19 protein-coding genes and 1 pseudogene are annotated in these 26833 nt (G+C 63.9%); 15 read left to right on the top strand and 5 right to left on the bottom strand.

Annotated elements, in window-relative coordinates; translation table 11 throughout:
- The first annotated feature begins 19 nt into the window (after window positions 1–19).
- The 12 genes and pseudogenes from OKW39_RS31030 (at window position 20) to OKW39_RS30975 (ending at window position 19358) form a co-directional block, all read left to right on the top strand.
- Entirely contained in the window at window positions 20–1159 is a 1140-nt protein-coding gene (locus tag OKW39_RS31030) for a mannitol dehydrogenase family protein (RefSeq protein WP_429564404.1), read from the top strand.
- 91 nt (window positions 1160–1250) lie between these two features.
- Window positions 1251–1445, top strand: a pseudogene (locus OKW39_RS31025) (tetratricopeptide repeat protein); the annotation flags it as partial.
- A gap of 455 nt (window positions 1446–1900) precedes the next feature.
- Window positions 1901–2323 (top strand): BcsR/BcsP family cellulose biosynthesis protein, encoded by a 423-nt coding sequence (gene bcsR / locus OKW39_RS31020; RefSeq protein ID WP_090806611.1) that lies wholly within the window; start codon window positions 1901–1903, stop codon window positions 2321–2323.
- Between the two features lie 103 nt (window positions 2324–2426).
- A complete protein-coding gene (gene bcsA, locus OKW39_RS31015; protein ID WP_429564403.1) occupies window positions 2427–4559 on the top strand; it encodes a UDP-forming cellulose synthase catalytic subunit in 2133 nt (710 codons plus the stop codon).
- A 120-nt stretch (window positions 4560–4679) separates the two neighbouring features.
- Window positions 4680–7016, top strand: coding sequence for a cellulose biosynthesis cyclic di-GMP-binding regulatory protein BcsB (bcsB, locus tag OKW39_RS31010; protein WP_429564402.1), 2337 nt, complete (start codon window positions 4680–4682; stop codon window positions 7014–7016).
- A 40-nt stretch (window positions 7017–7056) separates the two neighbouring features.
- Window positions 7057–9465: a cellulose biosynthesis cyclic di-GMP-binding regulatory protein BcsB gene (gene bcsB / locus OKW39_RS31005; RefSeq protein WP_429564401.1), complete on the top strand. Its 2409-nt coding sequence runs from the start codon at window positions 7057–7059 to the stop codon at window positions 9463–9465.
- Window positions 9466–9777: 312 nt separating this feature from the next.
- Window positions 9778–13524 (top strand): cellulose synthase subunit BcsC-related outer membrane protein, encoded by a 3747-nt coding sequence (locus tag OKW39_RS31000; RefSeq protein ID WP_429564400.1) that lies wholly within the window; start codon window positions 9778–9780, stop codon window positions 13522–13524.
- 52 nt (window positions 13525–13576) lie between these two features.
- Window positions 13577–14227: an SGNH/GDSL hydrolase family protein gene (locus tag OKW39_RS30995; protein ID WP_184066211.1), complete on the top strand. Its 651-nt coding sequence runs from the start codon at window positions 13577–13579 to the stop codon at window positions 14225–14227.
- A gap of 50 nt (window positions 14228–14277) precedes the next feature.
- On the top strand, window positions 14278–14973 hold the full coding sequence (locus tag OKW39_RS30990) for a cell division protein FtsQ (RefSeq protein WP_429333673.1): 696 nt from the start codon (window positions 14278–14280) through the stop codon (window positions 14971–14973).
- Window positions 14974–15126: 153 nt separating this feature from the next.
- Window positions 15127–16536 carry an MBOAT family O-acyltransferase gene (locus OKW39_RS30985; RefSeq protein WP_429564399.1) on the top strand — a complete coding sequence of 470 codons (1410 nt, stop codon included), beginning with the start codon at window positions 15127–15129 and terminating at the stop codon, window positions 16534–16536.
- A 4-nt stretch (window positions 16537–16540) separates the two neighbouring features.
- Window positions 16541–17716: an alginate O-acetyltransferase AlgX-related protein gene (locus tag OKW39_RS30980; RefSeq protein ID WP_187610752.1), complete on the top strand. Its 1176-nt coding sequence runs from the start codon at window positions 16541–16543 to the stop codon at window positions 17714–17716.
- Complete coding sequence (locus OKW39_RS30975) at window positions 17694–19358, top strand: glycoside hydrolase family 44 protein (protein ID WP_429564398.1); 1665 nt, start codon at window positions 17694–17696, stop codon at window positions 19356–19358. The genes OKW39_RS30980 and OKW39_RS30975 overlap by 23 nt, the downstream gene beginning before the upstream one ends.
- 51 nt (window positions 19359–19409) lie before the next feature.
- Here OKW39_RS30975 and OKW39_RS30970 read toward each other — a convergent pair whose 3' ends face one another.
- The 4 genes from OKW39_RS30970 to OKW39_RS30955 all read right to left on the bottom strand — a co-directional run bounded on the left by OKW39_RS30970 (window position 19410) and on the right by OKW39_RS30955 (window position 23320).
- Complete coding sequence (locus OKW39_RS30970) at window positions 19410–20198, bottom strand: CDP-diacylglycerol diphosphatase (RefSeq protein WP_429564397.1); 789 nt, start codon at window positions 20196–20198, stop codon at window positions 19410–19412.
- Window positions 20199–20299: 101 nt separating this feature from the next.
- Complete coding sequence (gene iaaH / locus OKW39_RS30965) at window positions 20300–21754, bottom strand: indoleacetamide hydrolase (RefSeq protein ID WP_429333677.1); 1455 nt, start codon at window positions 21752–21754, stop codon at window positions 20300–20302.
- 203 nt (window positions 21755–21957) lie between these two features.
- A complete protein-coding gene (locus OKW39_RS30960; RefSeq protein ID WP_008917353.1) occupies window positions 21958–22173 on the bottom strand; it encodes a hypothetical protein in 216 nt (71 codons plus the stop codon).
- Between the two features lie 322 nt (window positions 22174–22495).
- Window positions 22496–23320: an NADPH-dependent FMN reductase gene (locus OKW39_RS30955; protein ID WP_429363957.1), complete on the bottom strand. Its 825-nt coding sequence runs from the start codon at window positions 23318–23320 to the stop codon at window positions 22496–22498.
- A gap of 374 nt (window positions 23321–23694) precedes the next feature.
- Between OKW39_RS30955 and OKW39_RS30950 the strand changes: the two genes are divergently transcribed.
- On the top strand, window positions 23695–24408 hold the full coding sequence (locus OKW39_RS30950; protein ID WP_429363955.1) for a J domain-containing protein: 714 nt from the start codon (window positions 23695–23697) through the stop codon (window positions 24406–24408).
- A gap of 282 nt (window positions 24409–24690) precedes the next feature.
- A complete protein-coding gene (locus OKW39_RS30945; RefSeq protein WP_429564396.1) occupies window positions 24691–25311 on the top strand; it encodes an arsenate reductase ArsC in 621 nt (206 codons plus the stop codon).
- Here OKW39_RS30945 and OKW39_RS30940 read toward each other — a convergent pair.
- Complete coding sequence (locus OKW39_RS30940; protein ID WP_429333681.1) at window positions 25308–25634, bottom strand: H-NS family nucleoid-associated regulatory protein; 327 nt, start codon at window positions 25632–25634, stop codon at window positions 25308–25310. The two genes, OKW39_RS30945 and OKW39_RS30940, sit on opposite strands and share 4 nt — an antisense overlap.
- A 787-nt stretch (window positions 25635–26421) precedes the next feature.
- Between OKW39_RS30940 and OKW39_RS30935 the strand changes: the two genes are divergently transcribed.
- Window positions 26422–26730, top strand: a complete 309-nt coding sequence (locus OKW39_RS30935; RefSeq protein ID WP_167368698.1) for a hypothetical protein — start codon at window positions 26422–26424, stop codon at window positions 26728–26730.
- Window positions 26731–26833: the final 103 nt, after the last annotated feature.

Raw genomic sequence — 26833 nt, 5'->3', positions numbered from 1 at the left:
CGCATATCGGATATTTGCCATGAGCCAGCCAATTCTCCAGTTCGGCACTAGCCGCTTTCTTCAGGCGCATGTCGACCTGTTTGTTTCGGAAGCCATGACGCGGGGTGCCGCGCTCGGTGGCATTACAGTCGTGCAGACCACCAGCAGCCAGTCCAGTCAGAAGCGTATTGCAGCGCTGGCAGAGGGCGGGCGATATCCGGTACGGCTTCGAGGCATGCGTCACGGCGTGCTGGTGGACGAGATGCTGAGCGGCGACGCGGTGCGCGCAGCATGGCACGCCGAGTCTCATTGGGCACAAGTGCGAGACGCCGTGGCAGAGCACGTCGAAGTGATTGTTTCCAATACGGGAGACAGGGGATTCCGGCTCGATGACCGAGATACCGCGACGCTCGTGAATCATCCGGAGCGCGTGCCACAGAGCTTTCCGGCCAAGCTGCTGGTGTTGCTTCATGCCCGTTGGGAACGAAACCCTGATGCGCCGCTCTCCCTTTTTCCATGCGAACTCGTGGTCAATAACGGCGATACGTTGCGCGAACTTGTCGTGACTCTCGCGGTAAAGTGGCGGCTGCCGGAGCCGTTCACTACCTACCTTCGAACGGGTTGCATATGGGCCAATTCGCTCGTTGACCGCATCGTTTCGCAGGCGATCGAACCGGTGGGCGCCGTTGCCGAACCGTATGCGCTCTGGGCGATTGAGCAGCAGCCGGGGCTGGTTCTACCCTGCACTCATGAAAACATCGTTTTGACTGACGATCTGCAGCACTTCGAGCGCCTGAAGTTGTTCCTGCTCAATCTCGGTCACAGCTATCTGGCGCAGCGGTGGCTAGAGGACCGCAGACCGGTTGACGAGACCGTATGTCAGGCAATGAACGACCCGATACTACGCGCCAGCCTGGAAACTGTCTGGGCGGAAGATGTGCTCCCGACATTTGCGGTCCTCGGTCAGCGCGAGCAGGCTCTCGCCTATCTCGTCGAGTTACGCGAGCGCCTACTCAATCCGTTTCTTGAGCACCGGATAGCGGACATCGCGCAGAATCACACAGAGAAATTGCAGCGGCGTTTTCTGCCGCTCGTGCAACTTGCCGACAAACTCGGCGTGAAGCCTGGACCGCTGCGAATACGAGCGATGCTGGAGCGCGTCGCATGTCGTTTGCCTTGACGTTCTTCACGTCCTCATAGATGTACGACGCGATTATCGACCGGTCCCGCGTTACATTTCCGACGTCGGCCCTCGTAACGCGGCGTCCGACGGACTGGATGTTGTCGACTGCACGAAAGAGCTGAAGTCGTTCGACGAGTCGGCGGCGCTCGTCGGCAATCTCGATCTGGTCATTACCGTATGCACGTCGGTTGCTCATCTGTCGGGCGCGCTCGGTGTGCCGACACGGCTGCTGCTCGACGTCGACCCGCATTGGGTGTGGATGCTCGGGCGCGACGACAGCCCGTAACATCACGGCGCGCTTTTCAAATCCGATTCCCAGCGCAAATTCGGGAATAATCGGACGCGCAATAAAAAGCAAACGTTTGACTGACCGTATTTAACATTTTAAACGCTTAACTTTGCGCTGAAATAGCCGATATATAGATTGGAATTATTTGGGTCCACGCATTAAGTTCCGCTGTACAATACGCGCCGCTTACACGCTGGTACCGCAGCGGCGGGGCCCTCGGTTGCCTTGGCTGAAAAATAAGGCCTAGGCGCGGCTCTCTTGAAGAGGTCTCTAAAGGGCGAGTGTATCAACGGTGCCGCCTCACGATTTGGGAATTATTATGGCGGACGCAATAATGTAACGGAAATAATGGTTATCCTTATTCCTAAGTAAAAATTACAGCAGATTGCCCGACCGGTACGCGGTGCAGTCTGCAACAAACAATATGGGCAGTTCGACGGGGATGGCGTATGAGCAGTGCATCAGACATTTCGAATCTCTTCCAGATGTTGGGCGTGAGCCCGTCGCATTATCAAGAAATAGAAAGAATCGAGCAGGGGCAAGGTTCGCGTGGGCGTTGGTCCATGCAGACCACGTCGTCGCCAGGGGACACGACCCGGGACGACTCGGCTCGCGAGGCTGAAGCCGTTCTTCCCACCGATGTGACTGAAGTGGCCCCCGCCGCGCCGCCGCAGCTGATTGCGCCAGCCGTCCCCGCTGCCGTGTCCGGATCTCTTCCGGTATTGCAAGCCGCCCCCGAACAGCCGGTCCTTCAGTTCAATCCCGAACCTGTCACCGCTCCTCAACAGCCGGACTCTCTGAGCGCCGTGTTTGCGCGCCTGCGGGAACGGAGTGAGCCTCAAGAAGGTGTTCCGCAACGCCAGACGTCATGAACTTCGTCACAGTCTTTTCCGTCAATGACGGCCTGGTTAAAACCACGGTGGCCGCGAACCAGCGCGTCGTGCCGAACCGGCGCACGCGCTAGAAGACCTTTCCATGGCACAGATCAAACGCAGGCTGAGCAAGACGGAGCCGCGGCGGCAAACGCGCAACACGGACCAGAGTGACGATGCCGGAAGTTGGGACGACAAACTTCTGGAAGCGGGGACACGGCTATGGGCGTCGAACTGGCTGCGGCTGGCAGTGACGCTATTGGCCGCGCTGTTGTTCACTTCTGCCATGACGGTCAATCTGGCCGCGTCGAAGCAATGGACGTTTGGCATCCTTTGCATGGTCGTCGCGGTTCTGCTGAACCGCATTCGCGGCAGGATCATCACGGTGTCCCTGGTGGCATTGTCGGTGTTTGTGTCCTTGCGCTACCTGTACTGGCGCCTGACGCAGACGCTGTCCTTTACCACCTCGCTCGACATGACCTTCGGCTGCCTTCTGCTGCTGGCCGAAGGGTACGCGGTGCTCATGCTGTTGTGCAGCTACTTTCAGACGCTCTGGCCTTTGCATCGCCGGCCTGCGCGATTGCCGGCCGATAGCTCGGCGTGGCCGACGGTGGATGTGTACATTCCCACGTTCAATGAGCCGCTGCAGGTCGTGCGGCAGTCGGTGCTGGCCGCCACGCTGCTCGACTGGCCGGCCGACAAGCTGCGCGTGTATGTGCTGGACGACGGCCGTCGTGACGAATTCCGGCAATTCTGCGAGCAGGCTGGCGTGGATTATCTGACCCGGCCGGACAACGCGCATGCCAAAGCAGGCAATCTCAACGCGGCACTCTCCAGGACGAGCGGCGAGTACATCGCAGTGTTCGACTGCGATCACGTCACCACGCGCTCGTTCCTGCAGGTCTGCATGGGTTGGTTCCTGAAAGATCCGAAGATGGCCATGGTGCAGACGCCGCACGTCTTCTACTCGCCCGATCCGTTCGAGCGCAACCTCGAAACCTTCCGCAAGGTGCCCAACGAGGGTGACCTGTTTTACGGCGTGCTGCAAAACGGCAACGACTTGTGGAATGCCGCTTTTTTCTGCGGTTCCTGCGCGGTGCTGCGGCGTTCGGCGCTGGAGGATGTAGGCGGCGTGGCGACGGAAAGTGTCACGGAAGATGCGCTCACCGCGCTCAAGATGAGCACGAGGGGCTACAACACGGCCTATCTCGCCATCCCTCAGGCAGCGGGTCTCGCCACCGAGAGTCTGGGGCGTCACGTCGGTCAGCGCATACGCTGGGCACGAGGCATGGCGGAAATATTCCGTCGCTTCAACCCGCTGTTGATCGCGGGGCTAACACTGCCTCAGCGTCTGTGTTACCTGAGCGCGATGATGCACTTTTTCTTCGGCTTGCCGCGCATCGTGTTTCTGATCACACCGATGGCGTATCTGTTCTTTGGCGCGCACGTCTTTCATGCTTCCGCGCTGATGGTGCTGGCCTATGTCGTGCCGCACCTCGTCATTTCGAGCCTCGGCGCCTCGCGCATTCAAGGGCGTTTCCGACATTCGTTCTGGAGCGAAGTCTACGAAACGGTACTGGCCTGGTACGTGATTCTGCCCGCGTTGCAAGCCGTACTCTTTCCAGGCAGCAAAGGCTTCAACGTGACGTCCAAGGGCGGGGTGATCCGTCAGTCCTTCCTGGACTGGGCGATGGCCCGGCCCTACATCGTTCTGCTGCTCATCAATCTGACCGGATTCATGGTGGGTGTCGCAGGTCTGATCCGCAGTCCGGGCTGGCCCGAAGCGACGAGCATTCTGTTCAACCTGGTATGGGTAACCTACAACATCATGAACCTCAGCGCGGCCGCGGGCGTAGCGAGCGAATCGAGACAGTTGCGTCTCGCTCCGCGGGTCCAGATCGAACTGCCGGCCGCCGTGATTCACGCCGACGGAACTCGCATCGACTGTCAGACCAGCGACTATTCGCACGGTGGTCTGGGGCTGGTGCTGCCTGAGGGCGCACCGTTGCCGGAGCACGGCGATCGCATCACGGTGGCGGTGTTGCGCGACGACTACGAGGACGTTTTCCCCGGCCGAAGTGCAGGTGTGCCGCGGACGCACCATCGGCGTGAGTTTTCCGACCCTGACGATCGCTCAGGAGCGCGCCTGGATAGGGGCGACGTTTTCGCGCGCCGACAGTTGGATCGCCTCATGGGGCAGCTATCGTCCCGACAGGCCGCTGCGAAGCCTGTTTGAGGTGCTCGGCGTCGGCATGCGCGGCTTCGGGGAGTTGTTCCGGCATCTGTTCCTGGGTGGGCGTGAGCGCCTTGGCCGTTCGTCCGCAGACCCGGCAAGCGACTTGGGAACAAAGCAATCGTGAGTGTCGGCTACCTGTCGCTTTTGCGCTCCTTGACGAGCGCGCGCCGGTTGGGCGCGGTGTTGTGTTCGGTCCTGTTGCTCGGAGCGGGCGACGTGCTGGCCGCGACGGTGCCCGCGTCGGCTGTCCCGGTCGATGCCGTGCGGCAAAGCCCGCACCCGGAACTCAGCGCGGCGGCGCCGGCCGACGCGTATACCTACCGGATCCCGCTGCTGCGGCAAAACGCGGAACAGGGATTGACCTTGCTCGGCGAGGATGCCTATGCGGGCATGGACTTCGGTTTGCGCCGCGACGAGCGCGTAGTCAGCGCGCGGCTCGTGCTGGACTACAGTTACTCGTCCACCTTGCTGCCTACGCTCTCACATCTCAAGGTGTTGCTCAACAGCGTTGTGGGGGCGACCGTAGCGTTGCCCGAACCGGCGCCGCGGACGCCGGCGCATATCAGTGTGGATCTGCCGGTGTCGCTGCTGTCCGGGTTCAACCAGCTCACCCTCGAGTTGATCGCGCATAGCAAGGCGAGCGATCAGGGCAACAATCCGCTGAGTTCCGACCTGTGGCTGAAGCCCGGGCCGGACAGTGCGCTGGAACTGACCGTGGTTCCGGCGACCCTGTTTAGTGACCTGTCGCAACTGCCCGCGCCGTTCCTCGACGTGCGCGATGTGCGCAGGGTGGAGCTGCCCGTCGTGCTGCCGCAAGCGCCTCGCGCGCAGCGCCTCGAATCGGCCGGTATCGTGACCTCGTGGCTGGGTGCGCAGGCGGGCTATCGCGGTGCGCACTTCTCCGCGAGCCTGGGTGCGATACCCGCGCATGGACATGCGGTGGTGCTCGCGCTGCCGGGCGACGTGCCGGGCTTGACCCTGCCTGCGGTGGAAGGGCCGATGCTGGCCATCGTGCCCAACCCCAATGACGCTAACGGCAAGCTGCTGCTGGTCATGGGCCGCAACGACGCGCAGATCCGCGAGGCCGCGACCGCGCTGGTGCTTGGCGCAAAGACGCTGTCGGGCTCTCTGGTCAAGATCGACGCCCCGGTTTCCGTTGTGCCGCGCAAGCCTTTTGACGCACCCAACTGGCTGCCGGGCGACCGCCCAGTGCAGTTGGGCGAGATGCTAGCGGCGGACCGCTTGACGGTACAGGGCTTTCGCCCTGGGGCGATCAATGTGGACCTGCGTCTGCCGCCGGGTCTGTTCGGTTTTGACAACAGCGGCGCGGTGCTGAACCTGCACTACCGTTATACGGCCCGTCCGGAGTCAACGCGCTCGGAGCTCGGTGTGCTGGCCGGCAACACGCCCCTGCAGACCTTGCCGCTGACAGGCGACGCGTCGGACGGTGATGCGGTGATACGCGTTCCGACCTATCTGCTGCCGCCGTTGACGACGCTGCAATTCGACTATCGCTACGAGTCGGTGGCGCCGAAAGACCACGTCGAGGATGTGCCCGGCGGCCCGCTCCTGAGCGCCATCGATCCGACTTCGACGATCGACATTTCCCAACTGCCGCGTTACGCAGCCATGCCGGATCTGCGCGCCTTCGCAGACGCAGGCTTTCCGTTCACGCGGATGGCCGATCTGTCCGAGACGGCGGTGATCCTGCCCGCACAGCCGGTCGCTGGCGACTATTCTGCTTACCTGACGCTGATGGGCAGCATGGGTCAAACCACGGGTTATCCGGTGCTGGGCGTGACGGTGGGCGATCCAGCGCACGTTGACGCGCTGCGTCGCAAGGACCTGCTCGTGCTGGCGTCGGGCGATAACCAGCCCTTGCTCAAAGCATGGCGTGATGATCTGCCGCGCGGCTTCTTCGCTCCGGTTGCTTCATCGGACCGCTGGATCGCCGCGTGGTGGGAAAAGCTGACGGGTGGGCATGCGCAGGCTGAACGCGAGGCCGCCATCGCCGCACTGTATGGCAGCGACGACCATGACGGCATGTTGGCGGGACTCGAGTCGCCGCTGGCTCGCGGCCGCAGCGCGGTGGTCGTATCGGGCAATACGCCGGACGGTCTCGACGCTGTCGTGGACGTGCTGCAAGCCAACCGCTACCTCATCAGCAAGCGTCCGGACGACAAGATCAGCGGCAGCCTCGTGGTCGTGCATGACGGCACGCTCACCACGCTGAGCAACGATCAAAGCTATTTCATCGGGTCCTTGCCGCCTCGGCTCGCGCTCGAATGGTTCTTCGCGAGCCACATCCTGCTGCTGCTCGTGGCGACGCTCGCCAGCGTCGTGCTCATAGGTTTGCTCGGCGGCGTGTTTCTGCACCGGCGTGCCCTGAATCGATTAGACCTGGATATTCCCCAGACATCGCAACGTGAAGAAGGACGAAGAGGTTCTCATGTTTAGAAGACGGCCTGACATCTCCCGGGCACGCCTTGCGCGTTGCATGACTGCGCAACCAGTATGGCCGGCACTGTTGCTCGGTTGTATGTTTGTCACATCGACGCTAACCCAGGCCGCGCAACCAGCGGCGGCTGCCGCCGCTGCGCGGCAGGACGCGTCGGCTTCGGCCGGTGGCGCGGCCAACCCGTCCGCGCGGCCGGCAACGGCAGATAGCAACGCGGCGCCGCTGCAGTCCGCGCCGGACGCCGGAGCCGCTACCGCGGCTTCTTCGACGGTGACCTATTCGCTGCAGCAACTCGGCGCGCAATACGCGCTCAACCTGCGCGGCGTCGACGGCAGCAATACGCTGCCGGTCGGCGTGCGCGACGATCGGGTCGTCACAGGTGCGCGACTGAACCTGCGCTATGCCTATTCGCCGGCGCTGCTGCCCGATCTGTCGCACATCAATGTGCTGGTCAACGATCAGGTGGCGGCATCGATCGACGTGCCCAAAAACACGTCCGGCACCAACCTGCAGCGCACTATCACGCTGCCGCCGTATCTGTTCACCGCAAACAGCAAGCTGCGTCTGCAACTGATCGGCCACTACACCAACCAGTGCGAAGACCCGCTGCATTCGAGCCTGTGGGCCAACATCAGCAACGACAGTACGCTGAGCATCGACACCCAGCCGCTGGCGCAGGCAGGCGATCTGGCTCGCCTGCCGCGACCCTTCTTCGACGAGCACGATATTCGCCGGTTGGACCTGCCGTTCGTGTTCGCCGGCAATCCTGATACGGCCGCGCTGGAAGCGGCTGGCGCCGTGTCGTCGTGGTTCGGCGCATTGGCGAAATATCGCGGCGCGCAATTTCCGGTATCGATCTCTACCGTGCCTGCCAGGGGCAACGCGGTCGTCATCGTCGACAGCGCGGCGCAAGCGAGCCTGGCGGACTCGCCGCTGCAAGGTCCGACTCTCGCCGTCGTGACCAACCCCAACGATCCCAACGGCAAGCTGTTGCTGGTGATGGGCCGTGACGGCAAGGAACTCAAGCAGGCCGCCGACGCGCTGGTCACGGGCAGCCAGACGCTGTCGGGTTCGAGCGCGCTCATCACGCGGTTCGCCGAGCTCGCGCCGCGCAAGCCGTACGATGCGCCGCGCTGGCTGCGCACCGACCGTCCGATGTCGTTGGGCGAACTCGTCGACGCCAAACAATTGCAGGTGTCGGGCTACAGCCCCGATCTGATCCGCATCAATATGCGCGTGCCGCCCGACCTGTTCGGCTGGCACGCGCCCAACGTGCCGATCGACCTGCATTACCGCTATACGCCGCAGCCTTATATGGTCAATTCGTCGCTGCTGTTCAGCGTCAGTGACCAGTTCATGAAGTCGATTCCGCTGCTCTCGCTCGAACGGCTCGAGGGCGGCAGCAAGCTGCGGGGTGAAGTTTTGCCCGACAGCAGCCTGCCGCGCCAGGCGAAACTGGAAGTGCCGCTGGAGGCGCTGTTGCAGCCGAATACCCAGTTGCAGTTCCGCTACATGTACGACTACATCAAGCAGGGCGAGTGCCGGGACATCATCATCGACAACGTGCGCGGCGCGGTCGATCCCGAATCGACGATCGATCTGTCGCAGTATCCGCACTACATCGCCATGCCGAACCTGGCCTCGTTCGCCCAGGCGGGCTTCCCGTTCACGCGCATGGCCGACCTGTCCGGAACGGACGTCGTATTGGGCCCCAACGCGGGCACACCGGAATACAGCACGTATCTGGCGGTGATGGGCCGCATGGGCGATTCGACCGGCTATCCGGCGCGCGGCGTCATCGTGCTGCGCGGTCAGCGCATCGACGCGATGCCGTCCGACAAGGATCTGCTCGTGATCGCCTCGGGTGCGGACCAAGCCTGGCTCAAGGACTGGGCGCGGACCATGCCCGCGGCGTATGACCACAGCGCGCAGTTCGCCGTCTCGGATCTGCCGGGTCGCGTGCTGGGCTGGTTCCATGCCAACCCGCGGCTCGACGCCGAACCCCGCCGCCTGTCGCTGGCCTGGTCGGGGCCGGGCGTGAGCGCCGTGCTCGCAGGCTTCGAATCGCCGAAGCAACCGGGCCGCAGCGTGGTCATGCTGGCCAGCAATCAGCCCGACGGCCTGACGGATGCGGTCTCCGCGTTGCTGGATGCGCCGAACTCGGGCAAGCAGCCCATCCAGGGAAGCCTCGTGTCGATCCGCGGCACGGAAGTCGATTCGCTCGTGAGCGAGCATACCTACTACGTCGGGCATCTCGGCGTCTGGCGCGGCCTCGACTGGTGGCTGGCTTCATTCGGCCTGTCGCTCGCGTGGGTGCTGAAGGCGCTGGGCATCATCGCGCTCGTGCTGATCGCGGTTGGTCTGTTTTCGTTCTTGCGGCGCCGCCAGGCCCGGCGTGACGCTGAAGCCCGTGAGCGGCTGCGGGCATCGCGGCAGCAACAATCATAATCAAGGAAAGTCATGGTAGTCAGACGCAGCCGCAACCGGGCCTGGATTCTCGGACTGATGGTCGCCTCGGTCGGCCACCCGGGCTGGGCGCTGGATGCTACGTCCAACATGCTGCTGGAACAGGGCCGCTACTGGCAAACGCATGACAAGCCCGATCTGGCCGCGCAGTCCTGGTCGAAACTGCTGCTGAGCGACCCGAAGCAGCCCGAGGCGCTGTATGGGATGGGCACGATCGCCGTCGGCAAGCAGCAGTTCGCGGCGGCGAACGGGTATCTGGCCAGACTTCGTGCGGCCGCGCCGGACAGCCGCTTCGTGCCGCTGCTCGAGCAGAGCTTGCGCCTCGCGGTCGAACCGGGTAAGTCCACCTTCGCCAAGGCGCGCCAGATGGCGCAAGACGCCGTCAACCAGAAGGATCAGGCCGCGTTGTTGGCGGCCATCGCCGAATATAACAAGGCCTTGGGCGGTAAAGCGCCGCAGGGCAGTGTGGCGCGAGAGTATTACAGCTATCTGGGCTATACGGATGGCGGTGTGGATCAGGCCATCCAGGGCCTCGAGCGCCTGAATGCCGAGACGCCGAACGATCCGAACACCATGTTGCCGCTGGCCCAGCATATGGTGCGCGACGAACAGGATCGCGCGGCGGGTGTCGCCCTTCTGGAAAAGCTTGCCGCTCGTCCGGACATCGGCGGCGAAGCGACCGAAGTCTGGCGCTCCGTGCTGACTTGGGTCACGCCCACGCCGAAAAACAGATCGTGGTTTGAAGACTATCTCAAGCTGCATCCGGACGACGACGAAATACGCCATCAGATGCTGGCGCCGCATCCGCTCGCGCCGGCCGGTCCGGTCGTGGATGCACGACTGACACGCGGTTTCGCCGCGTTCAAGTCAGGCGACATCACCACGGCCGAGCAGTCCTTTTCCGCTGTGCTGCGTGACAAACCCGACAGCACGGATGCGCTGGGGGGACTGGGCCTCGTGCGCATGCAGCAAGGCGACCTGGCGCAGGCGCAGACGCTGCTGTCGCGGGCGGTGTCGCGTCCGGGCGCGGGCGCGAACTGGGCCAAGGCCCTCAATTCCGCGCGCTACTGGCTGCTGGTGAACCAGGCCGAGGGCGCGCAAAACGTGGGCGACTTCGCCGCCGCGCGACGCGAACTCGATCAGGCGCTGCGGCTGGATCCAGCCGAGCCGGGCGGGCGCAATGCGTCGGCCCGGTTGGATGCGGCGCAGGGCGATCTGACGCGTGCTGAAAAGGGCTACCGCGACGTGCTGGCGAGAAGCCCCGATAACCGCGAGGCGGCGAGCGGCCTCATCGATATCCTGGCGCAGACGGGACGCGCCGATGAGGCCCAGAAGTTGATCGACGGCATGTCATCCGAGCAGAAGGCCGGCATCGGCGGGCTCGATCGGCTGCGCGCCGCCGTCGCCGCCGCTCGGGCCGACGCCGCCGCGCAGCGTGGCGATCTGAGCGCGGCCCGGCACATTCTGGAAGACGCCCAGCGCAGCGCACCCGACAACCCGTGGATTCGTCTGGAACTGGCGCGCTACGATCTCAAACAGGGGCATGCCGACGAAGCGAAGCAACTCGTCGACGGCCTGCTCGTCACGAACCCGGACAATCCCGAAGCGCTCTATGCGAGCGCGCTGCTGGCCATGCAGATGGGCGACTGGACGCGCGCGCAGGACACGATGACGCGCATCTCCACCGCCTCGCGCACGCCGAACATGGTTGCGACGGCGCAGCAGATCGATTTTCAGATGGTCGTGGCGCAAGCCTCGCAAACGGCGCTCGAAGGCAATCTGGAGGATGCGCGCAGTATGCTGGCGCGGCTCGAACCCGCGGCGGGTCAAGACCCGGCCAAGGTGGGCGCGTTGGCGCAGGCGTATGTCGACGCGGGCAACACGCCGCGCGCCATGAGCCTGATGCACGGGCTGATGCCTAACGGTCTGAAGGGCAGCGGCCCGGATGTGCAGCTGGCTTATCTGGGCCTGTTGCTCAAGACCGGCCAGTATGTCCAGGCCGGGCTCGCGATGCGCGAATTGCACGGCCAGACGCTGACCGCGGACCAGCGCCGGCAACTGGACGAGCTGAACTACCTCTACACCGTGCGACTGGCTGACCAGCAACGTCAGCAAGGTGACCTCGCGCAGGCCTACGACACGCTGGCGCCGATCCTCGCGAAGCGGCCCAACGACAGCCTCGCCACGGCCGCGCTCGCGCGCATGTACGCCGCCGATGACAAGTATGACCAGGCACTGTCGCTTTACCAGAAGGCGCTCGTCAACGACCCCAACAATCCGGGTTTGCAACTGGGCGTCGCGATGGCGGCAGTGCAGGCCGGCAAGAACAGCGTTGCCGATGCGGCATTGAAAGAGGCCGTTGCGAAGGCGCCCAACGATCCCGACGTGCTGGCCGGCGCCGCGCGCATTTACGTCATGCAGGGCAAGACCCGCGAAGCGCAGTCGCTGCTGGAATCCGCCATTGCCGCCAAGGAAAAGCGGCTCGGCGTGCAGGCGCAAGACGTCCACGTGGCGGGCAATCCCTTTGTCCACCACGACGACGCTCACCGTCGTCAGGTCCGCCACAGTCGCCAGCCCGCCGCCGAAACGTTCGCCCCTCAACCCGCGGCGCCGGACAGCGTGCTGGCGAACCAGAAACCTGGTTTCGGGCCCGCTGCTGCTCCGGCTGCTACCGCGGCGAGCGCGACTGCCTCGACCGTGACATCCACGGCTGCGCGCGAGCGCTCGTCCTCTGCTCCATCCGCTCTGCCAACCGTGGCGGGCACGCCGGTCGGCGGCCTGGCGCCGCAAGACACGGTCGCGGTGAGCGAGCCTCAGGACGGTTCGCCGTCGCTCGAGGAAATGCGTAATGAACTCAGCGACCTCCGTGCGCAGCGTTCACCGGAAGTCAGGGGTGGGCTGTTCGTCTCGTCGAACAACGCAGCACCCGGTACGGGTCAGTTGACGAGCGTGCAGCAAGCTCTGGAAGGGGTGCTGCCGGTCGACAACGGCAAGCTTTCCATTCGCGTGACGCCGGTTGAACTCGAGGGCGGCACGTTGGGTACCGACGTCTTCAGCGCCAGTCAGTTCGGCGGCGGCCCGGCCGCCACCCGGGCGCAGCAGGCCGGCAAGGTCGCCGCACCGGGCAAACAGACCGCCTACGGCGTCGGTCTGGGTCTCGGTTACAAGACTGGGAACTGGATGGCCGACATCGGCACCACGCCTTTGGGTTTCAAGTACACCAATGTCGTTGGCGGCGTGATGTTCAGGAACTCCATCGATGCCGGGCAGGGCAGTTGGTTCAACGTGGGCGTATCGCGCCGCGCCGTGACGGACAGCATCACGTCTTTTGCTGGCTCGACCGATTCGCGATCCGGCTTGAGCTGGGGCGGCGTGACTGCCACCGGCGTGCATGGTGCGATCGGCCTCGACAATCAGGACTACGGCGTCTACGGCTACGGTTCCGCGAAATACCTGGACGGTCATAACGTCCAGTCCAACGTCGGTGCCGAGGTCGGCGCCGGGACGTACTGGTACCTGCTGCGCACGCAGAACAGCATGCTGAGCGCGGGCGTGAACCTGAGCGGCATGATCTACGACCACAACGAAAACAACTTCACCTACGGCAACGGCGGCTACTTCAGCCCGCAGCGGTTCTATGCGTTCAACCTGCCGCTCACGTGGGCGCAGCGTTCGGAGCGCTGGACCTACAAGCTGCAAGCGGCCGTCGGTGTGCAGTACTACCACCAGGCCGGCTCGGCGTATTTCCCGACCGACAGCGGGTTGCAGGCCGCAGCAGTCTCAGCGGCTTCGACGATTGGCCTCGCCGACGGCGCGATCCATCCCGACCAGTCCTCGACCGGCTTCGGCTACAACCTGCTGGCCACGGCCGAATACCGCTTCACCAATCATCTGACTGGCGGAGCCTCGGTGGGCGCCAACAACGCGTCCAGCTACCGGCAGTGGGCGGCGGGCCTGTATCTGCGCTATACCCTTGCGCCGCAGACGAAGGCGCTGGATATGCCGGTCATCCCTTACCAGTCGCATTACAGCGATCAGTAGCCCGCCATACTGATCGATCGGACATTGATTATTTTTCAGGAGTCGAAGAGTCATGCTTGCTTCCGTACTTGCTGGTCTCAGCATTCTCATAGTCGGCGATAGCCATCTGAGCGAACCCGGTTATCTCATCGATACGTTGCAGGATCAGTTGATCGCCGCTGGCGCGCAGGTGCATACCTACAGCGTTTGCGGCAGTATTCCTGGCGATTGGGTGAAGTCCGTGCCCGGCACATGCGGTGGCGCCGAGCGTAACGGCAAGGCGCCGCTGGTCATCGACCACAACGCGAAGACCCAACCGGTCGATCAATTGATCGCCGCGAACAAGGCCAAGCTCGTCATCATCGTCCAGGGCGACACGATCGGCGGATACAGCAAGGACGATTTCCCGAAGGCCTGGGCCTGGCAGCAGGTCACGGCGCTGACGCAAGACCTGGCCGCCAACAAGACGGCTTGCGTCTGGGTAGGGCCGGTCTGGGGCACCGAGGGCGGCAAGTACCAGAAGAGCTTCGCCCGTGTGAAGCAGCTGTCGTCTTTCCTCGCCGCCAATGTCGCGCCGTGTCAGTACATCGACTCGCTCACGTTTTCCAGGCCGGGCGAATGGGCGACGGTCGATGGTCAGCATTTGACGACGACCGGCTACAAGTACTGGGGCACGGACATCATGAAGGCACTGGTCAAGCTGCCTGTCGTTCCGCAGAAATGACGCGCCGGGCTTCGAGCTGCGCCTGTCCAGGTTTCCCGTTTGAGAAAAGAATGAAAAATTTCCTCTCCTCCCTGTTGTTGTCCGGCTTCGCTCTGTCCGGTCTCGGTTTGTCCGTGCAGCCGGCCATGGCCGCAGAAATTCCGCTATACCCGACCGGTCCCGCGGAGGACTCGTCGTTCGTGCGTTTTGTCGATGGCGGTTCGGGTCCGGTCGACGTGAGCGCGGTGGGGTCGAAAGCGCGTCTGACGCTCGACGCCGCGAACCCGGCCACTCACTTCCTTCCGATCGCCGCCGGCAAACCGGTGGCCGGCACACTGAGAGCCGGTAGCGCGCACCAGGACGTATCGGCGACGGTGCAGCCTGGCGAGTTCGTCAGCATCGTTGCGCTCGATGGCGCGGATAAAGCGGGTGGCCTGCATACGGTGACGGTCCGCGAAAAACCCGACGACTTCAATGCGCTCAAAGCTTCGGTGGCTTTCTACAACCTCGACGCTGGCTGCGCGGCACCCACGCTGAAAGTGCCGGGTCGCGACATCGTGCTGCTCGACGGCGTGGCTGTGGGACAAGCCAGGCGGCGCCAGGTCAACCCGGTCGCCCTCTCGGTGCAGCTGGTCTGCGGCGGCCAGCCTGTGGGGCAGCCGCTCAGCCTGGGTACGCTCGCGGCGGGGCAGCGTTATACGGTGTTGCTCGTGCCGGGCGGGGCGCATTCGCGCATCTTCATGGCGAACGACGCGGTGAGCCACTGATCGCATTTGCGGCTCCTCCTTGAAAGCGACGCCGCTCATCGCCGATTTCCGGCTGTTCCCCGTTTGTCATCTGGTTACGACGGGCAGAGCGGGGTTCGGTGTGTTTCGCGATGGCGCGTCGGTCCAGATATCTTTTTCGATTGAGAACGATGCATGGTTTTCGCGTCCCTCGAATTCCTGACGCTGTTTCTGCCGGCCTTTCTGGCGATCTACCTCGCGTTGCCCGCGCGATGGCGCAATGGCGTGCTGCTGTTTTGCAGCTGGCTTTTCTACGGCTGGTGGAGCCCGGTCTTTCTGCTGCTGTTCATCGCGCTGACCTTCTGGGGCTGGTTCGGCGGCATGGTCATAGACAGGGCGCCGAGCCAGCGTGCACGCGGCGGCTGGCTGGCCGTGTTCATCGTCGTCAACGTCCTGATATTGGGCTGGTACAAGTACGCCAACATCGTGGTCGATAGTCTCGACAGTGTGCTGGGGGCAGGCCATGCAGGGTCCATCCCCTGGCGACACGTCGTGCTGCCCATCGGGCTTTCGTTCATCGTGCTGCAATCCATCTCCTATCTGATCGACGTGCAGCGCGGCACGGTGGCGGCCGATCGCAGCGTGATCCGTTACGGCGCTTATCAGGGGATGTTCGTGCATCTGATCGCGGGGCCGATCATTCGCTATGCCTGGGTGAGGCGCGAGCTGGTGTCGCGCGAGATCGACTGGGACGGTTTTGCAGCCGGCGCAAGGCGGCTCATGGTGGGCATGAGCATGAAGGTGCTGGTGGCCGACACACTCTCGCCGATGGTCGACGCGATCTTCTCGTTGCACGCGCCCACGCTGGCCGACGCCTGGCTGGGCTGCGGTTTCTACACGCTGCAGCTGTTCTTCGATTTCGCGGGCTACAGCGCCATGGCAATCGGGTTGGGGCAGATGCTGGGCTTTCGCTTTCCCGAGAACTTCAACCATCCGTACCTTGCCAGCAGCATTCAGGATTTCTGGCGCCGTTGGCACCTGTCGTTGTCGAGCTGGATACGCGATTACCTGTACATCCCGCTAGGCGGCAACCGCCGCGGTGAGTGGCAAGCCTGCCGCAATCTGTTGCTGACCATGGCGATCGCCGGCCTGTGGCACGGCGGCGATAGCTGGAACTTCCTGCTGTGGGGCCTCGCTCATGGCATCGCCCTGATGGTCGCGCGCCTCTGGCGCCGGTTCGACATGCCAACCATGCCGTCCTGGTTATCGCACGTGCTGACGCTGGTTTTCGTCATGCTCGCGTGGACACTGTTTCGCGCGGCGGGTTTCCCTGCCGCGCTCGCCATGTATCGCGGCCAGTTCGGTTTGAATGGCATCGGCCTGAGCGACGCGACGCTCGTGCTGCTGCGGCCCGTGCACGCTCTGGCTGCCGGGTTGGGCATCGTGTGCGTGCTGCTGCCGCTCTGGCAACAGCGTTGGGATCGCCTTCCCGACACGGCGCTGCGGCAGCTATGGCAGGCGGGGTGGCCGCTCGCGGGTTTTCTGTTGTCGTTCGGTCTGATCGTCGCGCGCGGCGCGGTGCCTTTCCTCTACTTCCAGTTCTGACGCCATGGAAGATCCCAAGCCGCTACCTCAATTACCCGCCTCGCGCGCCAGCAAGATCGCTGCCGTCATCCTGATGGTCTTCCTGTTCGCGGGCCTGCTTTCCAATCTCAGGTTCGCGTCGACGACCGAATCGGTGTTGCCTCATGCCGTGACCCGCGCCGGCATTCTGGACGGTGCGGTATCGAAAGAACTCGCCAATCGCATGGCCGATACGCCGATCGCCGCCGACGCGGCGCGCGCGCAGCGTGCGCTGGGCTGGCTGACGCTGCACGATCTGGGGCCGCGCGTGCGGCAGGGCTGCCCGGGCTGGTTGTTCCTGCGCGACGAACTCAGCGTGTATGCCGATAGCGACAGTCATCTCGCCACGCGCGCGGACACGGTGGCCGCCGTGCAGCGCGAGCTGGCGAGGCACGGTATCGCGTTGCTGGTCGTCGTGGTGCCCGACAAGTCGCGTATCGAGCCGCAACATCTGTGCAGTCTGTATCGTCCGGTTTCGTTGGGTGCGCGTCTCGCTGACTGGACCTCGCGTCTGACCGCTGACGGCGTGCAGGTGCTGGATCTCAGTGCGGCGCTGCGTGGCGCGCCGGGCGGCGCTTTTTTTCGGACTGACACGCACTGGACCGAGGACGGCGCGGGTGCCGCGGCGCAGGCCGTGGCGCAGCGCATCCGTGCGATGGGGGTCCCGCTGGGTTCGAGTAAGCCCGACTATCGCGTCACGGACAAGCCTCCCGGCCGGCGGCCCGGCGATCTTGTGCGTCTGGCCGGCCTGGATGATTTGCCGCCGTCCTGGCAGCCGAGGCCTGAGATTGCGGCCAGCCGTGACTACATTCCTCAGGCTCAGGCGGCCGCGTCAGCCGACGATCTGTTCGGCGATGCCGATCTGCCTGGCATCGCCGTGATCGGCACTTCTTATTCGACGACGTCCGATTTCGTGCCTCAGCTCGCTTTGGCACTCGGAACAGGCGTGGGTAATTTCGCACGCGAGGGCGGCAAGTTCGGCGGCTCGGCGCGCGCCTATTTCGCAAGTCCGGCTTATGCTCAGACACCGCCCAGGCTCGTCGTTTGGGAATTGGACGAACGGGATCTGCAGTCGCCGCTCGAAGCGGAAGATACGGTCGTCGTGCCGAAATCCAGCGCCATAGACTCACGGACTCCGCATGTCGAAGCCAGCACACTTTAACTGCCATAGCTTGATGGCGCTGATGCTAGGGGCGGGCGCGCTGCTATACGCCGATCTGCCCATGGCTGCGCCGCTGCCGGTGACCATTACGGTGGATGCCGCGGCCAACCGGCATCCAATCAGCCCGCTCATCTATGGCTTGAACTTCGGGACGGCGGAAATCCTGCGGGATCTGCGCGTGCCGATCAACCGCTCGGGCGGCAACACCGCTTCGGCTTACAACTGGCGGGTCGACGCACACAACACGGGCCAGGACTGGTTTTTCGAAAGCCTGCCGACCGATCCAAAAGACATCTACCAATATAACGACCGTTTCGCGGCGCTTACCCGTGACGGACACGCTTTACCGATGCTGACCATCCCGATGATCGGCAGGGTAGCGCGACTCGATAAGGACGGTAAGCCGCTGGTCAGTTTTTCGGTCAACAGGTACGGCAAGCAGCAGAGTGTCGACGCTCACGGCTTGTCTGACGCGGGCAACGGCATCGCACCCGACGGCACCCCTATCAGGAACGACCCGGACGATGCTTCGTTGCTGGACGATCCGCAGAGCCAGCAGGAGCGCGTCAGGCAACTCATGCGTGGATCCGGTAGTGCCGGCTCGGACGGTGTGCATTACTACCTGATGGACAATGAGCCGAGTCTGTGGCAACTCAACCATCGCGACATGCATCCCATCGGCGCCCATGCCAGCGAGGTAGCGAACAAGGTGATCGCCTATTCGCACGCCGTGAAGGCGGCAGACCCGGGCGCGCGGGTCGTGGCGCCGGAAGAGTGGGGTTGGACCGGGTATCGCTTTAGCGGCTTCGATCAGCAGTACTTCGCCGCGCACGGTCAGGGCAATCCGCCGGACCGGGAAAACGAAACGCGAGGCATGGATTACGTCCCATGGCTGCTCACGCAATGGAAGCAGGCCGACCGCCCTGTCGACGTTTTCAGCCTGCACTTTTACCCACAGGGCGGAGAATTCAAGGAAAACCAGAATGCGGCCACGGCTGAAACGCCTGCCATCGAACTCGCCCGTAACCGCTCCACGCGCGACCTGTGGGATACGAGCTACAAGGATCCGACCTGGATCAATAGCGTGGTGGCCCTGATTCCGTTGATGCGGCGGTGGGTCGACAGCTATTACTACGCGGGTACGCCGATCGCGCTGACGGAATACAGTTGGGGCGGCGATACGACCATGAACGGCGCCACGGCCCAGGCCGACGTGCTGGGCATCTTTGGCCGGGAAGGGTTGGACATTGCCACGCGCTGGGGCACATTGAATCGGGACATGCCGGTCTACAAGGCGATCAAGCTCTATCGCAACTACGATGGCCAGGGCTCGGGCTTCGGCACCACCAGCATCGCCGACACGCAGCCCGACCCGGATCGGGTCTCGTCCTTTGCCGCCGTGCGTGATCACGACCGCGTCATGACCATCGTGGTTATCAACAAGCAGCTTGATCAACCGGCTGACGCCACCATTGCGATCAACAACTTTGATGTGACTCAAGCCAAAGCCCAGACCTGGCAACTCATGGACAATGCCCTATCCCGTCTGCACGACACCGACTATGCGAGCGGCCAATTGCACCTTACTCTGCCGCCGAAAACCGTAACCTTGCTGGTTTTGCACGGCGCGGGCCGGCAATGACTCCGTTACTCGCATGCTGGTGCGGGCCAATTCTGCGTGTTCGGCAAACGCTCAATGATCGTCCGCGACGCGGCACGCGTGATCGAGCAGCCCTTCGGCCGTGCCGCTGCCGCCTTCGATGTCGATGCCGCTGTTGACGATCAGCCAGCCATCCCGAGCCGCGGACGGGCCCGCGCCGGTAACCAGGATGGTTTGCGTGGCCATCGTCGCCGGATCGGGATTGTCGCGGGCGACGATCCGGAACGGGTTGTCGGCGCCGCTCAGCGAGTTCACCCGCATGATCCTGTAGCGCTCGCCATCGAGCGTCTGCCAACGCCACTCGCCGGGCGTGTCGTGAGCGTGATCGGCGAGCGCGGCGCTGACTTCACGCCGCATGCAATCGATGTGGATATGCAGCTGGTTTTGCGAGCGACGAGATTCGGAGTTGATTTCGAGGCCGAGCTGATCGTCGGGCAACTCGCGTTTGACCGCTTGCTGCACGTAATGACGCGAATCCCACGCGTCACGCCAGTAGTCCTTCGCATCGGGCGCGAGGATCAGCGGACTTTCGATGCCGGTGATGCGATCGGTCGGCATCAGCAGAAACTGCGAGCGGCCGAGAATGTCCTTCAGGACGACGTAGCGTTTGTCGAGATCGACGACCGTGCATTGACCCGGTGTGCCCGTGGCCTGCTGCGACGGCACGCAGCGGATGTCGACGATCTTCCACAGCGCGTTGGAATCGACCGTCGCGAGGCGCGCGCAGGCGCTGGCGGCGAAAGCGACCGTGAGCACGGCGCTCAAGTGAACGACGCGGCGTACGAGGCCGCGAGATGAGAGGGCGGTGGCGGGGTTCGTCATCGTCGCTTAGGGAGGTTCGGGCGGGCAAAGCGTCGGAATGCGGGCTGCAACGCGCAGGCATTAAAGCACAAACCTGATAGCGCGCACGTGAAACACGGGCTTCATAGCACCGGCGCGGGCAACGTTCCCAGTACCTGTTCGAACGCGACACCGATGGCCAGCAGGCGCCTGTCCGAGCCGAGCGGTCCATCGAGTTCGAGGCCGACCGGCAGCCCGCTCGCGCTGATACCCGCCGGCAGCGACAGCCCCGGAATGCCGGATGTGCTGGCCGGGTCGGTATTACGCAGGAACGCTTCCATCGTATCGATCGGTGGACCGCCGTCGATCGTGACCGTCGACGAGCCGTTCAGATCGTCGATCGGTACCGCGACGAGCCGCGTCGTCGGAAACAGCAACGCGTCGAGACCGGCATTCGCGAACGTCGCGGCGACGTAGTTCCGCAGCCGCGGTCGCCAGTAGTTGAGCGCCGCCGAGTAGTGCGAGCCGAGCACGTCGGCGAGCACGTCGTCGTAGATCGCGCGCACATCCGGGCTCGCGATGCGCACGGCCAGTGCGGCGACGGTTTGCACCGGCGCCCGATTCGCGACCAACCACGCGAGCACGTCGTCGCGCGCTTCGTGAATGGCGAGCGGAGCGCCGACCATCCCGTTCAGATACTCCAACTCACTCATCGCGACCGGCACGAACGTGACGCCCGCCGCTTCGAGCTTTTGCAGTGCGGCGCGCGCGACGTCCTCGACCTGTCGCTCGAGAGCATCCCACAGCGGCGCGGGCAAGCCGATGCGCAAGCCATCGAGCGCAATCGCAGGCAACGTGCCGTCGCCGGTGATCACACCGTCGAGCAGCGCCAGGTCGGCGACGCTGCGTGCCATCGGCCCGACGGTGTCGCGCGTATGGCTGATCGGCACCACCGCGTTGGGGTCGTGATAGCGCCGCTCGGCACCGCCATTGCCGACTGATGGACGCAAGCCCGCGGTGCCGGTCAGCGCGGCCGGGATGCGGGTCGAGCCGCCGGTGTCGGTGCCGAGTCCGGCGGGCGCGATGCGCGCGGCGATCGCCACCGCGGTGCCGCCCGACGAGCCGCCCGGTATCAGCGACGGATCGTACGGATTGCGCACCGGCCCCGCGTGCGCGGACAGGTTGGTACTCGTGATGCCGAACGCGAGTTCGTGCATGTTGGCCTTGCCGAGCACGATCGCGCCCGCGTCGAGGAGGCGTTGCACCGATGGGGCGTTGGTGTTCGGCACGAAGCCCGCGAGCGCGGGCGTGCCGGCCGTCGTCGGCAGACCTGCGGTGTTGATGTTGTCCTTGACGACGATCGGCAAACCGGCGAGCGGCAGACGTGCCCGCTCAGTCGGCGGCAATGCGTCGATGCGCTGCGCCGCGGCGAGCGCGCCGTGGAAGTCGAGCGTGGTGAGCGCATTCAGGTGCGTGAGCGCGGCGGCGCGCGCGAGCAGGGTGGCGACGTAGTCGGCGGCTTTGAGGCGGCCCGATTGCAGCGCCTCGACCGCTTGTGTCGCGCTGAGCGCGAGCTGTGCGTCGACGGTCCATGTCATGACCGGCGTCTCCGTATCGATGGGTGCGTCGCGGGCGGCGCGAGTTTCGACTGCATCCGTCGAAGTAGCGGACAGGTCACGCGGGCAGACAGCGAACGCAAGGGTTCACCTATTCTGGCACATCCGCCTGAAACCCGATGCCGGGCGATGCGCAACGCTTGTCGTGCTCGCTGTCATCGACATCGATGCGCTCCGGGATCGCCTTATTGGTGATTATCGATCCACATACGCCCCCAGTCCGACGCGTAGGCGAGCGCATGCTCTTCGTCGAAGAAGTAGTCGAGCGCGTCGAACGAATAAGCCTTGCGCGTATTCTCGTCGCGCTGCTCGATCGTCAGATTGGCGGCGAATAATCCGTTGGGGAGCAGTTGCGTTGCCGCTTCGACCTCGTAGCCCTTGTAGCGGATGTGTGAGTTCATGATCTTGACTTGTCTGTGTGCCCGCGAATGTCGTGCGGAATACCAATGCGTGCGGCGCGGCCCTGTCGTTGCCATAGGTGAGTGAAGCGGCGGGCAGGTCAAGCGTAGGGCGCGCTCTGCAGCGGTTGAACCAATCTTTCGTCGAAAGCAAACCAGCGCGGGGCCGCAGTGGTAATCAGAAGCCCGGATTGGATCGAAGTCGCTGTGTCCGGTGACTCTATTCGCGTGGAGGCGCGGTGTCTGTTATGTGGCGCACGGTCGCTCGGCGCAAAGCGTGGCGCCGCGCGCGATTGCGGCGGCGTCACGGTGCCTGGGGGAGTATTCAGACCGGGTGCAGGACGCGCGCGGGACGACCGTCAGTGGCGATGGAGGTGGCGGGGCTCGGTGCGCCGGCCAGGCTCGCAGTCGCATGGCTCGACGCGGCGGGCGTGCCGTGCGCACGCTGTGCATTGAACGCGAGCGCGAACTGCGCGGCCTGCTGGCCGACGGTCGCGAGTTGCTCGATCACCTTCGGATCGGAGCAGCTGTCCGCGCTATCGAAGCGCGTCTCCAGCGTGTTGATGCCGGCACCGAACGGCGTCGGCCAGCCACGCAGTGCATGCACGATCGAGCGAAGCGACGTCAGCACGGAGCCCGCCGCCTGCCAGCCGTAGGCGGTGACGATGCAGCCCACCGCGCGGCCATCCAGATACGGGCGCTCGTCGGCGCGCAATTCCTCGAGCGTGTCGAGTGCGTTTTTCACGAGCCCGGACACGCCGCCGTGATAGCCGGGTGTCGCGATGATCACCGCGTCCGCGCGACGCACCGCCTCGATCAGCTCGAGTTGTTCGTCGGTGCGGGCCGGCTGTTCTGGCGCATAGTGTGGCAGGCTATGCAGAAAAGTGCCGCCGAACAGGCGGGTATGGGCGCCCGCGGCTTCGGCGCCGCGCAACGCGAAGGCGAGCGCGCGCTCGGTCGACGAGGCCGCGCGCGTCGTACCGCCAATACCGACGACGAGCGGCGGGCGGAAATGATCGGATCTGCTCAACGAAATGCTCCTTCGATTGCGGTTCACGGTGCGGTTTATGCGGAACTCATGCAGCGCTAGCAACGCACGTGCATGGCCGCGAACGGACCGGCCGGAGCGAACCGGACTTTGAAGCGTCATCTTAATGAGCGGCCGCCGCGCGGCTAAGGACTTTTTGTTCTAACGATATAACCATGCATGAGCAGGTCGCCGAGCCGCTTTGCAATGCACGTGAGCGCGCGGCCGATAAGCATATGGCGAACCGTTGGTTGGGCGCGTGCGGGTCTGACGATAAGATGGGCTCGTCTCCTCCATGACATCTCCTTAGACATGGGACTCGGTCTCGCTACGCAAGTGGTGGGGCCTTTTTTTCGTGGGCCGTTGGAGGACGATCTGCCGCCGTGCCATCGCGGCAATGCCGGCATGCGCGTGCTTGCGTGGAGGCCGGGTCACGATGACGCCGCTTTGAGCATGCTACGATGCCCGCAGTGATTTTTCGCGAGATCGAGTCCAGCATGGCAACCCTGTATGAGACGCTCGGCGTGCCCGCGCACGCCACCGACGACGAAATCAAGCGGGCCTACCGGAAAGCCGCGATGAAGTGGCATCCGGACCGCAACCACGGTGCCGAGGAAGTGGCGCGCGCGGCGTTCCAGGAAATCAAGGACGCGTACGCGATCCTGTCCGATGCCGAGCAGCGCAACGTCTACGACGCGGTCTACACCGAGCAGATGCGCGAGTGGGAGGCGCAGCACACGCGTCGGCAACGCGCGCAGGCGAAGCGCGAGGCAGCGGCGCGCGCGGCCGACGAAGCCGCGTATGCCGAGATGGTGTCGATCGCGATCCGCTTCGCCGACCAGGGCCACAATCGCGACGTGCTGTTCGGCGTGCTGCTCGGGCGGCAATGCGAACCGCAGCGCGCCGCGCAGATCGCCGACAGCGTCGCGGCGTTGCAGGCCGCGCGCCGCGACGAGGCGGACGCCGCGCAAAACGCCCAGCGCGCGGGAAAGACCGCGAAGAGCGCGCAAGCGGCGCAAGCCGAGGCGTCCGAGCCCGAACTGGCGGACCGCGCGCAAGACACCGGCGCGGCCTCGCAAACCGCCCCTCACGACACGCAGCCTTCCAGACGCGAGAACCATGCGAAGCGCGACGAAACCGTCAGCGACATGCATCCGGCCGGCGCGCTCGGCAACCTGTGGTTTCAGTTCCTCAACAGCCTGAAGTTCTGACCCGCCGCCGACGGCGACCGGGCCAGGCCCATCGTGCCGGACCGGCGGGCCGGCGGCAGCGTCGGTTGATCTGGCAAATATTGACAGGGTGCTGAAACAGTGGGCCGGACACTGGTACACTGCCGATCGTTCGCAAAGTTGTGCTCTGTGCCCGTGAGTCGAGATACCTGGTGCGAATCCCGAGGCGCAAATAATAAAGACGCCGTTGTGTCACGGGGGCGCAAGACTGGAGCGGCACAATTCCGCCCAGAGGCCAATAAAAAACATCGGTACGGGGTAAGCGTGTCCAGAAAATATAAGGTGTTGTTTCTCTGCCGCGATAATTCGATCCGCAGCATCATTGCCGAAGCTTTACTGCGCGAACTGGCGGGGCACCGGTTCGACGCGTTCAGCGCGGGCCCTGAACCGGCCGCGCGCCTTCATCCACTCGCGGTCGCGCAATTGCGGCCCGGCATTTCCGGGCGCGCGGTGCTGAGCCCTAAAAGCTGGCTCGAATTCACCGGCGAATGGGCGCCGCGCATGGACATCGTGATCGCGCTCGACGAATTCGTCGGCGGACTGCACGCGCCGGTATTTCCCGGCGCACCGGCGTTCGTCTATTGGACCATTACCGATCCGCTCGCGGGCGGCCACGGGTCCGCTGACGAGCAGGCCTGTCTTTTCGACAAGACCTTCTGGCAGATCGTCCGGCAGGTCAGCGCGCTTATCGAGCTGCCGCAATATGCGCAGCCTGCCTCGAATCACGCGAATCTCGTCGATGCGGCGAATGCCGCCAATGCGGGGAATACGGTGAATGCCGTCAATGTGGCAAGCGGTGGCGCAAAACCGGTGCGTGGCACGGCGGTTCGTTTCGAAGCCGCAGCCATTGTGCCCGCGCCTTCGAGCGCGGCGGCCTGCACCTAGCGGTTATTCGGGCGCCCGAGCCGCGTGCCGGCGAACGGGTCATTCGACCAGTCCACCTGTTTTTTCGGTTGGGGCGTGGGCGCCGGTTTTGTGGCCAATTCGAAATGCTCAATGCTCTGGCCGGCACTAATAGCCTGCTTCAACCATTGCGGCATTTCGCCATTGCCGTCCCAGCTGTCTCCGGTCGCATTGCGATAGCGCTCAGCCTTTTTGGCCAATGACTCGGTCGCCAGCGCTGCGGCAAGGTCTTCTGGTCTGATACCAAACTCTTCCATACGATGGCGGAGATAGGCAATCATGCTATCTCGCTTCCTTTCGTCCATAGGATATTCGTCCTTCTAAAACGTGCAGCGTGCTGTCGAAGACAGATTGCGGGGAAAAAGCTGCGAAGCGTCGAGCCCGACTGAATGGGGCCGCCCCGCGGTGGGGTTGTCGATTGACGGAAATGCCATGTGCCGGGTTAAAAAACGTTGCTCCCTGAATTGCAATACGGCCTCGGACAAAGACGGCCGCTGGAACAACCGACCCTCGAACCGAGAGTCTCGATCAGCAAATATTTCAGCATGTCGCAACGCGACGAACGAGGCCGGTAAGCCTGACGTTCGCTATGAAAAACTCTGTGTCTCGATGCAATGATTGCGAATGGATGGAGTCATTCCACGCTGTCCGTCTTTCACCGGACTTTCGTCGATGTGCGGGTTCGCTTTTTGTGCGTTGTAGCAACATGATAGCGCAATGCGCGAGCAAAGCACGCTTAGTTCACGTTGAATTTGTCGGTGAATGCGGTTTATCGAACGGTGTGGACGATTGGCGACACTGCTGGATGCTCCTGGATTGAATTCCGGGGTGCGCGAACTATAAAAGAAGGACGACAAGCTGCGAATGCAGACTTACAGCCGCCTTGTGCGCGCCGATTCCGCCGACGCTCGGGAACGCGTCGAGTATCGGGCGCAAGCGCGGTAATTCTTCATCTGTTTAGTTCGGTGACCCGTCGCAGCAGTAGCGCATTGGCATCGCTCCGTTCCTCGGCCCGATTGGGCAGGTTGGCTGTTCGCGGATCAATTCTTGTGGAGGACGAACACTGCTGCGCCGGATTCGAGGAGTCCGGAAATGAGAGTACGTATATTGATGATTGCCGCGACCGCCGTTCTGTTTCTCGCGCCGAGAACGGCCATCGCCGAGGAGTTGAGCGGCCAGGCGGAGCACGCCGTGTCGGGTCGCGCGATGATGGAGCACGATGCGGACGAATCGGCGCAGGCGACGACCGACATGTCGTTCGGTCAGAACTGGGACCCGCGCGAGCAGGGCATACGCAACGCGTCGTATGGTGGTGTTCCGGCGGGCGAGTCGCAAGCGGGAGGCCGGCGCAGCCAGTCATGCTCGTTCAGCACGGAGTGCAAGACTTATTTCGGTCAATGACCAGAGTTCGCGAGCGGCAGCGGGGCGCCAGGAACGACCCCGGATCGCGAGGCAACGAACAGGTGCCGAGCGCTGCCGCCGCCGCCTTTCACGCGCTTGATCG

Source organism: Paraburkholderia sp. MM6662-R1, assembly GCF_050436245.1.
Classification (GTDB): domain Bacteria; phylum Pseudomonadota; class Gammaproteobacteria; order Burkholderiales; family Burkholderiaceae; genus Paraburkholderia; species Paraburkholderia tuberum.
Note: the sequence above shows the minus strand (reverse complement) of the source record. Positions and strands in the feature narration are given on the sequence as shown.

What these genes read in the sequence shown, in the direction of transcription:
- OKW39_RS31030 (WP_429564404.1), top strand. Translation starts at nt 20, where the DNA reads ATGAGCCAGCCAATTCTCCAGTTCGGCACTAGCCGCTTTCTTCAGGCG.
- bcsR (WP_090806611.1), top strand. Translation starts at nt 1,901, where the DNA reads ATGAGCAGTGCATCAGACATTTCGAATCTCTTCCAGATGTTGGGCGTG.
- bcsA (WP_429564403.1), top strand. Translation starts at nt 2,427, where the DNA reads ATGGCACAGATCAAACGCAGGCTGAGCAAGACGGAGCCGCGGCGGCAA.
- bcsB (WP_429564401.1), top strand. Translation starts at nt 7,057, where the DNA reads ATGACTGCGCAACCAGTATGGCCGGCACTGTTGCTCGGTTGTATGTTT.
- OKW39_RS30995 (WP_184066211.1), top strand. Translation starts at nt 13,577, where the DNA reads ATGCTTGCTTCCGTACTTGCTGGTCTCAGCATTCTCATAGTCGGCGAT.
- OKW39_RS30990 (WP_429333673.1), top strand. Translation starts at nt 14,278, where the DNA reads ATGAAAAATTTCCTCTCCTCCCTGTTGTTGTCCGGCTTCGCTCTGTCC.
- OKW39_RS30985 (WP_429564399.1), top strand. Translation starts at nt 15,127, where the DNA reads ATGGTTTTCGCGTCCCTCGAATTCCTGACGCTGTTTCTGCCGGCCTTT.
- OKW39_RS30980 (WP_187610752.1), top strand. Translation starts at nt 16,541, where the DNA reads ATGGAAGATCCCAAGCCGCTACCTCAATTACCCGCCTCGCGCGCCAGC.
- OKW39_RS30975 (WP_429564398.1), top strand. Translation starts at nt 17,694, where the DNA reads ATGTCGAAGCCAGCACACTTTAACTGCCATAGCTTGATGGCGCTGATG.
- OKW39_RS30970 (WP_429564397.1), bottom strand. Translation starts at nt 20,198, where the DNA reads ATGACGAACCCCGCCACCGCCCTCTCATCTCGCGGCCTCGTACGCCGC.
- iaaH (WP_429333677.1), bottom strand. Translation starts at nt 21,754, where the DNA reads ATGACATGGACCGTCGACGCACAGCTCGCGCTCAGCGCGACACAAGCG.
- OKW39_RS30960 (WP_008917353.1), bottom strand. Translation starts at nt 22,173, where the DNA reads ATGAACTCACACATCCGCTACAAGGGCTACGAGGTCGAAGCGGCAACG.
- OKW39_RS30955 (WP_429363957.1), bottom strand. Translation starts at nt 23,320, where the DNA reads ATGACGCTTCAAAGTCCGGTTCGCTCCGGCCGGTCCGTTCGCGGCCAT.
- OKW39_RS30950 (WP_429363955.1), top strand. Translation starts at nt 23,695, where the DNA reads ATGGCAACCCTGTATGAGACGCTCGGCGTGCCCGCGCACGCCACCGAC.
- OKW39_RS30940 (WP_429333681.1), bottom strand. Translation starts at nt 25,634, where the DNA reads ATGGACGAAAGGAAGCGAGATAGCATGATTGCCTATCTCCGCCATCGT.
- OKW39_RS30935 (WP_167368698.1), top strand. Translation starts at nt 26,422, where the DNA reads ATGAGAGTACGTATATTGATGATTGCCGCGACCGCCGTTCTGTTTCTC.